This window comes from Prochlorococcus sp. MIT 1307 (genome assembly GCF_034092395.1).
GTDB lineage: Bacteria > Cyanobacteriota > Cyanobacteriia > PCC-6307 > Cyanobiaceae > AG-363-K07.
In genome coordinates this window covers 341,885-354,275 of sequence record NZ_CP139301.1, presented here as the reverse complement: position 1 = coordinate 354,275, position 12,391 = coordinate 341,885, and the positions used below count along the sequence as shown (strand labels likewise).

General features: G+C 32.4%; 11 protein-coding genes and 1 tRNA gene. 10 read left to right on the top strand and 2 right to left on the bottom strand.

Annotated features, from left to right (window positions below; all coding sequences use genetic code 11):
- The first annotated feature begins 463 nt into the window (after positions 1 to 463).
- Positions 464 to 1,849, top strand: a complete 1,386-nt coding sequence (gene rlmD / locus SOI82_RS01920) for a 23S rRNA (uracil(1939)-C(5))-methyltransferase RlmD (protein WP_320667706.1) — start codon at positions 464 to 466, stop codon at positions 1,847 to 1,849.
- On the opposite strand, the gene pheT is transcribed toward rlmD, so the two are convergent.
- Entirely contained in the window at positions 1,838 to 4,336 is a 2,499-nt protein-coding gene (gene pheT / locus SOI82_RS01915; RefSeq protein WP_320667705.1) for a phenylalanine--tRNA ligase subunit beta, read from the bottom strand. The two genes, rlmD and pheT, sit on opposite strands and share 12 nt — an antisense overlap.
- Before the next feature lie 119 nt (positions 4,337 to 4,455).
- On the opposite strand from pheT, the gene rpmG reads away from it, so the two are divergent.
- From rpmG to lptC, 5 genes are all read left to right on the top strand, one after another.
- Positions 4,456 to 4,650, top strand: coding sequence for a 50S ribosomal protein L33 (gene rpmG / locus SOI82_RS01910; RefSeq protein WP_320667704.1), 195 nt, complete (start codon positions 4,456 to 4,458; stop codon positions 4,648 to 4,650).
- Positions 4,651 to 4,688: 38 nt separating this feature from the next.
- A complete protein-coding gene (gene rpsR / locus SOI82_RS01905) occupies positions 4,689 to 4,910 on the top strand; it encodes a 30S ribosomal protein S18 (RefSeq protein ID WP_320667703.1) in 222 nt (73 codons plus the stop codon).
- Positions 4,911 to 4,943: 33 nt separating this feature from the next.
- Positions 4,944 to 6,254: a ribonuclease catalytic domain-containing protein gene (locus SOI82_RS01900; protein WP_320667702.1), complete on the top strand. Its 1,311-nt coding sequence runs from the start codon at positions 4,944 to 4,946 to the stop codon at positions 6,252 to 6,254.
- Between the two features lie 138 nt (positions 6,255 to 6,392).
- Positions 6,393 to 7,958, top strand: coding sequence for a methionine--tRNA ligase (gene metG, locus SOI82_RS01895; RefSeq protein WP_320667701.1), 1,566 nt, complete (start codon positions 6,393 to 6,395; stop codon positions 7,956 to 7,958).
- Positions 7,948 to 8,919: an LPS export ABC transporter periplasmic protein LptC gene (gene lptC / locus SOI82_RS01890; protein ID WP_320667700.1), complete on the top strand. Its 972-nt coding sequence runs from the start codon at positions 7,948 to 7,950 to the stop codon at positions 8,917 to 8,919. The genes metG and lptC overlap by 11 nt, the downstream gene beginning before the upstream one ends.
- Here the strand turns inward: lptC and SOI82_RS01885 are convergent.
- On the bottom strand, positions 8,903 to 9,529 hold the full coding sequence (locus tag SOI82_RS01885) for a cofactor assembly of complex C subunit B (protein WP_320667699.1): 627 nt from the start codon (positions 9,527 to 9,529) through the stop codon (positions 8,903 to 8,905). The two genes, lptC and SOI82_RS01885, sit on opposite strands and share 17 nt — an antisense overlap.
- A gap of 161 nt (positions 9,530 to 9,690) precedes the next feature.
- Here SOI82_RS01885 and SOI82_RS01880 point away from each other — a divergent pair, with 161 nt between their 5' ends.
- The 4 genes from SOI82_RS01880 (at position 9,691) to SOI82_RS01865 (ending at position 12,366) form a co-directional block, all read left to right on the top strand.
- Positions 9,691 to 10,263 carry a bifunctional adenosylcobinamide kinase/adenosylcobinamide-phosphate guanylyltransferase gene (locus SOI82_RS01880; RefSeq protein WP_320667698.1) on the top strand — a complete coding sequence of 191 codons (573 nt, stop codon included), beginning with the start codon at positions 9,691 to 9,693 and terminating at the stop codon, positions 10,261 to 10,263.
- Positions 10,260 to 10,760, top strand: a complete 501-nt coding sequence (locus SOI82_RS01875; RefSeq protein ID WP_320667697.1) for a tRNA (cytidine(34)-2'-O)-methyltransferase — start codon at positions 10,260 to 10,262, stop codon at positions 10,758 to 10,760. The genes SOI82_RS01880 and SOI82_RS01875 overlap by 4 nt, the downstream gene beginning before the upstream one ends.
- A gap of 302 nt (positions 10,761 to 11,062) precedes the next feature.
- Positions 11,063 to 11,136: transfer RNA gene (locus tag SOI82_RS01870), tRNA-Met, on the top strand.
- Between the two features lie 627 nt (positions 11,137 to 11,763).
- A complete protein-coding gene (locus SOI82_RS01865; protein ID WP_320667696.1) occupies positions 11,764 to 12,366 on the top strand; it encodes a peroxiredoxin in 603 nt (200 codons plus the stop codon).
- Positions 12,367 to 12,391 lie beyond the last annotated feature (25 nt).

Here is a 12,391-nt window from a genome sequence, read left to right as displayed (position 1 = left end):
CGATAATAATCAATTTTCTTATACTAGTCTTGTTAATAGACTATATATAAGTCTCTACTGGGACTGTTAAGACTATCCTCGTCTTAAGCTAAAGAAGTTGTTGCTTCAAATTTGACTCGCTGGCCTCCTATGCCATTGATCCTACTTTTCTTTTTTTTTCTAATGAAGTTTAAAAAGATCAAAGTTTGATCTCGTAAGTCTAAAATTACACTCATAAGTAGACTAGAATTAAGACTCGCATCAGACTAGTGAGCCAAGGATTTCTTACCAGTTCGGCATTCGATTTAATCAATTTATCCATTTAATTCTCATTAGTCTTAGAAAGTATTTAGACATAGACCTATGTCTAGTCTATTCTGAGACCTGCGATACTTGCTTTTAGTCGTAAAGTTCGTAAATCATATAAAAAAACTATAATGAGATATAGCTTTAAATCGATTTTATATTTTTTTTATAGCCAATAATGCCATCAAAGCTTTCTTCAAATCTACCAAAGCCAGGAAAGATAGTCTTAGTTACTTGCAAAGACATAGATAATATCGGATTTGGTTTGTCGGAATGGAACAAATGGCTACTAGTTACTCCTGACTTATTACCTGGCGAAATAGCTAATGTGGAGATTACATATCGACATGGTTCTAGGTGGTTTACCAAGTTAAAACAAATAATTAATATCTCACCAGAGAGAATAAAACCACCTTGTGCAGTAGCTGATGATTGCGGTAGTTGCTCAATTCAACATATTAGTATCAATGAACAATGGAATTTAAAGACAAAGCATCTCAAAGATGTTCTAATTAGAATAGCGGAAATAAATGATCCTGTAATTGACTATAGATATAAGGAATATGTTCAGATAAATGATTATAGAAACAGGGCTATTATACCTGTTCGCTTAACGTCAAATAGGAAACTTTTATTTGGTTATTATAGACGTAATACTCACGAAATTGTTGATACAGATAATTGTTTAGTACTTGACTCAAGAATCAATCATTTCATTATTAGTATTAAGTCGGATCTAAATTCTTATTTAAATAACTATTCTAAATTTTATACTGATATTCAATGTTTAAAGCATATTTCCCTACGTATAGGTGTAAACACTGGAGAGATATTGCTCACTTTTATATCTAATAGTGAATTAACTCAAGTTTTTAAACAATTAGCAGATCTATGGTTTAATAGATGGAAAAATGTTGTTGGTGTTACTGCTAATATTCAACCTAATGATAATAATGTAATTTTTGGAGATAAAACAATCACCTTGATTGGAAAAAATAGATTAATGGAAAGCTTATGTGGACTAAGGTTCGCCTTGAAAACAACCACTTTCTTTCAATTAAATACCAAAAAAACTGAAGCCATAATACATAATTTACTAAAAGTATTTAATCAGTCAGGCATCACTACAATTGTTGATTGCTATTGTGGTGTAGGTACCTTCTCATTACCTTTATCTAAGTTGGGATATAATATCTTTGGTATTGAAATTCATCAACAATCTATTATCCAAGCTAAATATAATGCTAGAATTAATCACATTCAGAATTGTAAGTTCTTCTGTGGAGATGTTAAAGGAATTTTAGATTTAGTACTTGATGCAAACTGTGGCTTGGTACTTGACCCTCCTCGAAAGGGATTGGAGAAGAATGTAGTAGATATTATAAAAGATAAGAAGCCTAGCTTAATAGCCTATTTGAGTTGTAATCCTTCTACTCTTGCACGAGATATCAAATTAATTTGTTTGAATAACTCTTATGTTCTTGATACCGCATTTCCTATAGATTTTTTTCCACATACTACGCATCTTGAAACCCTAGCAATATTAGTTAGATCAACTTCTTAAGTCAGCTAAAAGTTTATTAGCCAACACTTTTCTAATCTTCTCGAGAGTTGGAATTATATCAGTATCAGTTAAATTCTTATTATCATCTCTATACCTCATTCTAAAGGTTAGACTACATTCATCTGATTTTAAATTTTCTCCCTCATATCTATCTATCAATTCAACTGTTTCTAAAAGAGGCTTCCCTTCCTTTTTAATAATGGCTATTGCCTTTGATGAATTAGACGATCTTGGTAGAATCATGGAGATGTCTCTTTCTAAAAAGGGCTTAGTATTATATTCCTTAAATGATACAAGTAGTTTGTTTTTACGTGTCGCTGCATCAATAAGTGGCTTAATTAATATCTCAAATATATAGGTATCTTTGGGTAAATCCTTTTCGTCAGAAATAGAAGGATGTAATTGTCCAAACTTTCCAAGTACCTTTCCTTCCAATATAACATTTGCTGATTTACCTGGATGTAGGATATTATCCTGGTCAATCATTACTCTGTCTTCGACATTAAGCTTAAGCCTCATAAACATTTGTGTTAACTTACCACGAGCCTCGTAATAATTTAATCCTTTAACCTTCCCATTTGTATTCCATTTCTCAAGCCTATTCTCACCACAAATTATTCCTCCTAAAATTCCTTCCTCTTGAATACCATCATCATGCATCTTATATCTTTTGCCGATTTCGTATATCCAAACACCTTTTTTTCCTGATTTAAGATTTCTGTCACACACCCTTAAGTGTTCTTCCCAAAGATTTGTTCTCAAATTACTTGTTTCAACTAATAAAGGGTTTCTTATTTCAACCATATTTAATTGATCTGGATCTTTGCCTACAAGAGAAAATGTAGTTACTTCTTGTAATCCGGAACAGCAAAGTATATCTCTTATATTTCTCTCAGTTTTTTGTCTTGCGTTTAGTCTACCAGGTACTAATGGATCTGGTAAATTTACTTTAAACATATCAAATCCAATTACCCTTGCAATTTCCTCTATTAAATCAATCTCTCTTGTTAAATCGTTTTTCCGTAGTGGTGGTACCTCTACAATCCATCCATCATTTATAGTTTTTAATATGCAACCTAAGCTAATTAAGGAGCTTTCTATTTCTTTTTCATTCAACTCCCTAAATAGCTCTTCTCCATCATTTTCTATTTTAGAACCTTTACAATCTACCATATAATTACCATTTTCACTAATATTTTTCACTAAACCAAGCAACTTTTGTACTCTTTTTTTTCTGAGTTTTATCTCTAATTTTGTATTTATATTATTACTACAGTAATTACTACTAATGAGCTTACAATTCATAGTTTTACTTAAAAGGTTTATGGCCCTTTCTGCTGCTATTAATGTCAACTCATTAGCAACACCCTTTTCATATCGACTACTTGATTCATTTCTTATTCCAACAGATCTGGATGATGCTCTTACTGTAGTAGGTGAAAACACAGCAGATTCTAGCCATATCCTTTTTGTTTCGGTATTTACTGCACTATCTTTGCTTCCAATAACTCCTGCTATAGCTATCGCTTTATTATGACATGTTATTAATGTTACTTCTTTTGTTAGTTTATGATTTACTCCTAATAGATCAGTAAAACTTTCTCCATCCTTTGCCTCTCTCATATCAAAGCTTTCGTAATCCACAACTTTTTGTGTGATTTCTTCTAGTCGATCAGCGTCAAAAGCATGTAATGGTTGGCCTAGTTCAAGCATTACATAGTTAGTTATATCAACTATGCAATTTTTAGAATTAATTCCTGCAGATTCAATTCTTCTTTGAATAATACTATCTGATTTTTTATTTTCGTTTAATCCTTCAATTAAAGAGATGCTATAAATTTTAGATTTAGTTGATAAATTAATATTTTTGTATTTTTCGAAAATAATAGTTGGCTCTAATGTATTAATCAATAATTCAGATTTTATTATAGCTGATACTTCCTTAGCAATTCCAATCATTGACATCCCATCTGGACGGTTTGCGGTTATTGCTAATTCAATAATTGTCTCATCAAGTCCAATTAATCCTGAAATTGGCTCTCCTGGTTTCGGAACTGTATTGATTAATTCTTCTAAAACACATATGCCATCTGATTCTGAAACTTTGCCTAGTTCTTCTAGAGAACATATCATTCCTTCACTAGTTACACCTCTAATTTCTGTTTTTTTAATTTCCAATCCTTTTGCGGGAAGATGGCATCCAATAGTGGCAACTGGAACATGAATACCACTTCGTACATTCTTTGCTCCACAAACTATCTGAACTATTTTGTTATTTCCTAAATTGACTTTGCACACACTCAATTTGCTTGCGTTGGGGTGCCGATCCTTTTTTTCGACAAATCCGACAACAACATCTTTTGCCAAAGATGAAAGGTCATCAATTGATTCGACCTCAAAACCAGCTACTGATAGCTTCTCGGCCAATTCCTCATGTGGAATATGGATATTGACCATTTCCCTTAGCCAGGACAATGCAACCCTCATGGGTCCCTAAGAAATAGGTCTAGATCCTACGAATTAATAGGTGTATTTTGCTATGGACCTGTGGGCTTGTAAGATCTTTGTTTCTAATTACGCTTCGCAATAGCGGCGTTACGTCCTTTATGGCAAAAAGCAAGGGCGTCCGGATCGTGATCACTCTTGAGTGCACTGAATGCCGGTCCAATCCCGCCAAGCGCTCTCCTGGAGTGTCTAGATACACCACCGAGAAGAACCGCCGGAATACAACCGAACGGCTGGAAATCAAAAAGTTCTGCACCCACTGCAACAAATCAACTCCTCATAAGGAGATCAAATGAACTTGCAGCTTTAAAACAACAAAACCGTTCGCCTACCAATGTCAAACTCTTTTTTCAAGCAAAAACTCTCACCTATCAAACCTGGTGATCCTATTGATTTTAAAGATGTGGATCTCCTAAAGAAATTTATTACAGATCGTGGAAAAATTTTGCCAAGACGTCTTACTGGACTTACTGCAAAGCAGCAAAGAGACTTAACTACAGCCGTAAAACGAGCTAGAATTGTTGCACTATTACCATTTGTCAACCCAGAAGGCTAGAAACATATTATAAATCGATTTAACCTTTTAAATTTGGAATACGAGTCAAAATTAAATATTGAATTAACTTCCCAAATATTTTCTACATCTTTAGAAAGTAAAGATGCTTACAACAAAAGATGCAATCAATTACTATTAAATAAAAAACTACTAGATTTAACACATTTAAAAACATATACAATAGATGATCATGAAACATTCGAGATTGACGACGCAATATCTTTAGATATTAAAGATGGTCGAAGGATAGTTTGGATTCATATATCTGATCCATCTACATTCATCCCAATTAATAGTCAAATTGATTTAGAAGCAAGAAAAAAATCTACTAGTATATATTTATCTACCACTACCCAGCCTATGCTACCTAGGGATTTAGTGGAAAATAATTTTAGTTTAAAAGCTGGTAAAAAAACAGCAACTTTGAGTATATCAATCGAATTGGATAATGAAGGCAATATTCTAAATTATAATATTCAACGAGGGTTTATAAGCCCTAGATATAATTTAACTTATGATGAAGCAAATGAACTGATCGATTATGCCCCTCCAGAAGAGAATGATCTATCAGAACTATCAAACTTATTAAACAAGAGGAGAGAATGGAGAAAAGTCAATGGAGCCATTTTTTTAGAACAACCATATGGTCGCTTAAAAGTTATAGAAGGCAAACAAATCATACAAATTACTGAGCCTTCAATGTCAAGAAAATTAGTTAGCGAAAGTATGATACTTTTTGGAACAATAGTAGCTAAATATGCCAAAAAAATGTCTATACCTATCCCTTTCAGATCTCAACATAGAACCAGAAATACTAATAGTTTAATAAGAGGAAGTCATCATTTGGCTATATTAAACTCTTCGATAAAACAGAATTTACCTAAAGCTACTACTAGTACTAAAGCAGGTTATCATTTTAGTCTGGGACTAGATTGCTATTCTCAAGCAACTTCACCACTTAGAAGATATACAGATCTATTGGTACACAGGCAAGTACTTGGCACATTGGATAAAATGTCTATTTATTCCGAAGAAGAAATCTCAGATATATTGACATCATTAATGATAAGTCATAAGCAATCTATAGACATAATGAGAGAAGATTTATTAAGTTCCCAGAGAAATTGGTTCTTAAAAAATAAAGAGAAAATATGGCAGACTTTCTTCTTAAGAAGACTAAGCAAAACTCAAGGAGTAACTTTATTGTATTTTAAAGAATTAGAAATGGATTTGGCTTGCCATTTAAATTCATTAGGAGAATGGAATATAGGAGATAAATTGGAGATTATTTTTAATGATATACCCGATTCGTCCAAGATATTATCATTTAAGCTTGTTAAATAAATCTACAGCTTTTTTTCAAACAGATCGACAAATCAGTATGCAACACTATGCCCTTTTGTAAACTGGCGATCATTATAAAATTATGCTTATAATCTCGTTAAAATTTAAATTGAATTAGTAGTTCAATTTAAGGTCGTAATGTCCTTTGTAATTACAACTCCACTTTATTACGTAAATGACAAACCCCATTTGGGTAGCACATATACAACATTAGCATGTGATGCTTTAGCTCGGTTTCATAGACTAGAGGGTGAGAAAGTTATATTTATTACAGGTGTAGACGAACATGGTCAAAAAATACAGCGTAAAGCTGAATCACTTCATACCAATCCTCAACAGCACTGTGATCAAATAACCAGAAGTTATATTGATCAATGGAAGAGCTGGCATATAACCTATGATAGGTTTGTTAGAACTACTAGCAAAAATCACCAAAACCTTGTCAATCAGTTTTTTAGTCGGGTTAAGTCCTCTAATGATATTTATATAGGACATCAAACAGGATGGTATTGTGTTGGCTGTGAAGAATATAAGGATGTAGAAGAAGATAAGGATATAGAAGAAGATAATAAACCCTTCTGTACAATTCATCAAAAGCAACTCGAATGGAGAGATGAAGAGAATCTTTTTTTTAGATTATCTAAGTATCAGTCTCATATAGAAGATCTTATCGCAGATAATGACTTTATTCTTCCCACATCTCGTGCTAACGAAATAAGGAATTTTGTACAAACTGGTCTTAAGGACTTTTCTATATCTCGAGTTAATTTAAGTTGGGGTATACCTGTACCAGGTTTTAAAGGTCATACATTCTATGTATGGTTTGACGCTCTTTTAGGTTATCTAACAGCTATATTGGATGACGGTTATGAAATAGACATTGAGCGATTGAATCAGCTAGAATGGCCGGCTTCAATTCATGTAATAGGTAAGGATATTATCAGGTTCCACGCAGTTTATTGGCCAGCTATGCTTATATCAGCTGGCTTAGAAGTTCCAAAGCAATTGTTTGGACATGGTTTTTTAACTAGTGAGGGAAGAAAAATGGGTAAGTCTCTTGGTAATGTTCTTGACCCAACCCAGTTGTTGAAAACTTATGGCAACGAACCTATTAGATGGTTTCTTTTAAGTGATATACAATTTGGTAATGATGGCGACTTCCAGCAAAGACGCTTTATTGATTTAGTGAATAATGATTTAGCTAATACAATTGGAAATATGCTAAATAGATCAGTCTCTATGTCTAGAAAATGGTTCAACAATTCAGTGCCATCATTTAATTATTCTTTGAGTGATAATTCTATACTTGCTACTAAATCACTAGATTCAATTGAGATAGTACGTACCAATCTACGATATTTAAGATTTCATGAAGCATCATCATCGATAGTTAATTTAGCGAAGTATGCGAATGTATTCATAAATGAGCAAGAGCCCTGGAAAAAAATAAAGGATCAATCGCAAACAAAAGAGGTAGCCATGATAATCTATGAGGTATTAGAAACTGCTCGGATTATAGGTGTTATGCTTACACCATTGGTTCCTAACTTAAGTAGTAAAATATTAACACAACTTTCTTGTGAATCTGATTATAAGGAGTGGCAAACAAAACTACAATGGGGTCTTCTCAAACAAGGCTCGATTCTTCCTAAGCCTGAACCACTGATCACTAAAATTGAAACAGGAATACACAATGAGAAATAAAATCTTTTATACCATTAATAGCCTGATAACTAACTCTGCATTATTACTACTCTCTGGCTGCTCCACTAATATTATTAGTAATAACAAATCCACAGAATTTGAATTTAATAAATTAGATTTAACGAGAACTAAAGTAAATGGAGAAATAGAATGGAAGTTAACAAGTCCAGAAGCACGTTTTCAAAGAGATACTAAGATGATAAGAGCTAAAAAAACCTTATTACAACTTTATTCCTCCAACAAGCCTAAATTTAATATTATAGCCGATACATTAACCTCTTTAAATAATGTTAACTTAGTTTTACTAGAAGGAAATATTCAATTAAAACAACTTGATAAAAAAAACATGTTAATTACAGGAGATATTCTTACATGGAACGTAAAAGAAAATACTATTCAGATTAACCAGAATCCAATTATCTACTCGAACAATTCATCTATAAAATCGTCGGAACTAATACTTAATATACCTTCTAATCTAGTTTCTTTTAAAGGAAAAACCGAATTCCTTATAGTTTCAGATAATTTTCTATCCCTATCAAGTGATAAATTCTCAATTATAAGTATAGATCCTATTTGGAATATAGAGTCAGGAGAGATATATAGTTCAAAAAAAGTTATCGGACAACGTATTACTAAGCAAGCAAAAGAAGATTTTATAATAACTGCTAAATCTCTTAAGGGTAATACTTTGAAAAAGTATATTAATCTTTATGGCTGTAGATTAGAGAAACCAACATTAGCTATAACTGAAGCAGATTATTGTAAGGTTGATATGCATATAAATTCTTCAAATAAAAATTTAATAGAAGCAACTAACATAGATACTAATAACTTATCTCCACTAAAAGTCAAATCAAAAAGCGAGAGGGTTCAATTTATATCAACTAAAAAAAGAGTTCGAACAATACTAAGACCTAGAAATCTAATCAAATCTTTAAAAATTATTGAGTCGAATTGATTAATAATTCTGTCAACCTGTCAGACCATCCAATTACCCATTTTTCATCAGATTTAGTAAAGCATCGTTCACTTAATCCACCTAATATTACCAATCCCCTATCTTTAAGTGGATAGACTAATACACATGATAGGCCTACTAAAACGGAATCAAATTCATATCTACCTGGGAAGAGTTTTGTATTAGGAAGAGATATTAATTGGTTACTTTCCTGAGCTTTTAAGCATATCTTTCCTGGATTAAAGATACTAGAACTTATTATTCCTCTGCGAATAATTACATTGTTGTCCCAATATACAAGTATTGTTATAGCGGGAGTTGCAGTTAGAAATTGATGACTTCCCCAAGCTAATTCTTTTCGAATATTATTGTTTAATTTTTTATCAATGTAAATACCTTGCTCTGAATTATTGATTTTTCTGGATTGTTTGTTTGATTTAACATCTGTCCACAAAAAAGCTACAAGCATTAAACAGATAGAAGCCAAACCTGCTAAAACTTCGGCTCGTTGAAAACTAGGATCTATTTTTTCGGCTAGAACGGCATTAAGTACTGTCAACATCAAAAATATTAATCCGGTTATTAGGGAAGACTTAGCTGTAATTGGCATATAAAAACTTTTCTTTTTATTATAACTCCAAATTAGTTTACGATACTTAAATTCAATAATTTATAAGTTGCTTTAATCGTGTTTTGATTATAATAAATATATAAAAAAATTATAATTTGTTTATATATTTATTATAATTGGCAAAGTGTGTATAAATTTCGATGAAGGAAGGACAATTTTCAGGAGAGCATAATCAATTAATGCAACCGTTAAAAATTCTTGTTTCAGGTCCAAGTCGCAGCGGAAAGAGTATATGGGCAGAAAAACTAATACATAATTTCAAAGACATCACATATGTCGCCACAGCTGTAGATAATATCACTGATGCTGATATGCATCAACGTATAAAATTACACAGGCTACGCCGTCCTAAAGAGTGGCAACTATTAGAATATTCAAAAAAATCTGAAAATATACTAACTCAACTATCCTCCCGGAATATAATTTTTGACTCTTTAGGTGGCTTTGTCTCGTTACACATAAATGAAGAAAATATAAATTGGAGTAATAAATCTAGAGATTTTGTAATGAATTTTAGAAATCATAATAAACATTACATCATAGTTATTGAAGAGACTGGCTGGGGTGTAGTTCCACCAACAAGACTTGGTGGATTATTTAGAGATAGACTTGGACTTTTAGCTCAAGAACTCGAAAATTATTCTCAACAGAGTTGGTTAGTTGTCCAAGGAAGAGCTATTGATTTACATAAGATAAGTGTCCCCATCTCATGAAAAACTATACAAATACATACCCTTTAAGTGTTGCACTTTTCGAACCAAGAATTCCTCAAAACACAGGAAATATAGCTAGAACGTGTGCTGCTTTCAATCTTCCATTGCACCTAATAAAGCCATTAGGCTTTAGTATAGAAGATAAGTTTCTAAAACGTGCTGGCCTAGATTATTGGCCATATATGAACATTACAGTACATCAAAACTTTGAGTTATTCAATCAATCATTATCATCTTCAAATAGGCTAATAGGCTTTAGCAAGTCTGCAGAGTCAACTCTTGATAAATTAAAATTTACTCTAGGAGATATTTTACTTTTTGGAAGAGAAGACCTTGGATTGCCTGATACCACTCGCTGTATGTGTCATAAAATCATGTCAATACCTATGCCAGGAGGAGTTGATCCAAATACTAACTTAGGAGTAAGAAGTCTAAATTTAGCAAGTGCAGTTGCTATAGCAGCTTATGAAGGTTGTTTAAATTTAGACTTATTATAGTAAATAAAATCCAATACAGTCATTAAAACTATTCATTAGTAATTGTAAGTCATTAGAATTGTACTAATATTAAAATAATTATTATTTCTGAAATTATATTAATAAATAATTCTTTAATTTTAAATCAAATTTATTAAACGTTAAGAAACGTTCTACAACATAACGTACTATTTTTAAATAGAAAACCATTTTTGATCTTATTAGTACAATAGAATACATATATCATGAACAATGTTCAAATATGAATATATTTAAAAGATATCAGTTGCTAAGTGCTCACTTTATAATAGAATAATAGTATAGTCTGTGTAGCTCAGCTGGTTAGAGCACAGCATTCATAACGCTGAGGTCGAGAGTTCAAGTCTCTCCACAGACATAAGCAATAAGCAAGCAACCCTGATATTTACTATTAAAAATCTATTTATAGTTATCTCTAACAAATACATTCATAATAAACCAATTATACTAAACTGTAAATTTGATAAGCATAATTCAATTTACATTTACTATTTTAATCAGCTAAACTTAATAAAAATATTGTAGGTCTGAGCTACTTCATGTCTATTGAATTTAGACGATCACGGAATGACCTTTTATTGCTTTCAATCTCTGACTCATATTTTTCAGATATGTCTGAATTCATGCTTATTTGCGTATAGGAGTGCCTTTTACTATCTCTTAAATTATATGAAGGCGAGGGTTTAGCTTCTATACTCAGAGTATGAGTTTGCGGATCTCTATTTAGGGGTTGTGAACGTAACTCACCCCGTACTTGGTTTAGCAATCTAAAATGGCTAGTGCTACTGAATCTCCTTTGAATTTGATTGTCCCAAATCATAAAATGTACCATCTCGTTGTGTACAGTCTTTTCTCAGCTCTATGAGCTGATGGTAACTTTGCGTCTATTAGACCAGTTTACGTGATAAGTTCCTAACTATAGTCATAAAGATACCAAAAAGACCCTAGTAAGGTCGAAATACCCACCTTTCACAACTCTTTTTTCATGACTGACAACACTTGCCTTCGTGTAGGCCAAAAAGCACCTGAATTCACAGCTACAGCTGTCTACGATCAGGATTTTAAGGAAGTAAGCCTTTCTCAATACAAAGGTAAGTACGTAGTACTCTTTTTCTATCCACTAGACTTTACATTTGTATGCCCTACTGAAATTACTGCTTTCAGTGACAGATATACAGAATTCAGTTCTAAAAATACTGAAGTACTAGGGGTATCAGTCGATAGTCAGTTTAGTCATTTGGCCTGGGTGCAAACACCACGAAATCAAGGAGGTTTAGGTGATATTAACTATCCATTGATTGCAGATCTGAAAAAAGAAATATCAACAGCATATAATGTTTTAGATGAAAATGAAGGTGTGGCTCTTCGTGGCCTTTTCATTATCGATCCTGATGGTGTAATAATGCATTCCACAATCAATAATCTACCTGTAGGTAGAAATGTTGATGAGACTTTAAGAGTCTTACAAGCGTTTCAATACGTTCAAGAAAATCCAGATGAAGTTTGTCCAGCTAACTGGACTCCAGGTGATAAAACAATGAAGCCAGACCCTGTAGGCAGTAAAGAATTCTTTAGTACCATTGAATAAAGATAGATTTATTATGCCTGGGAAA

Bases quoted from the DNA above. Each gene is read 5' to 3' on its own strand.
- rpsR (WP_320667703.1), top strand. From the start codon at position 4,689: ATGTCAAACTCTTTTTTCAAGCAAAAACTCTCACCTATCAAACCTGGT.
- SOI82_RS01885 (WP_320667699.1), bottom strand. From the start codon at position 9,529: ATGCCAATTACAGCTAAGTCTTCCCTAATAACCGGATTAATATTTTTG.
- rpmG (WP_320667704.1), top strand. From the start codon at position 4,456: ATGGCAAAAAGCAAGGGCGTCCGGATCGTGATCACTCTTGAGTGCACT.
- SOI82_RS01880 (WP_320667698.1), top strand. From the start codon at position 9,691: ATGAAGGAAGGACAATTTTCAGGAGAGCATAATCAATTAATGCAACCG.
- pheT (WP_320667705.1), bottom strand. From the start codon at position 4,336: ATGAGGGTTGCATTGTCCTGGCTAAGGGAAATGGTCAATATCCATATT.
- lptC (WP_320667700.1), top strand. From the start codon at position 7,948: ATGAGAAATAAAATCTTTTATACCATTAATAGCCTGATAACTAACTCT.
- SOI82_RS01865 (WP_320667696.1), top strand. From the start codon at position 11,764: ATGACTGACAACACTTGCCTTCGTGTAGGCCAAAAAGCACCTGAATTC.
- SOI82_RS01875 (WP_320667697.1), top strand. From the start codon at position 10,260: ATGAAAAACTATACAAATACATACCCTTTAAGTGTTGCACTTTTCGAA.
- rlmD (WP_320667706.1), top strand. From the start codon at position 464: ATGCCATCAAAGCTTTCTTCAAATCTACCAAAGCCAGGAAAGATAGTC.
- metG (WP_320667701.1), top strand. From the start codon at position 6,393: ATGTCCTTTGTAATTACAACTCCACTTTATTACGTAAATGACAAACCC.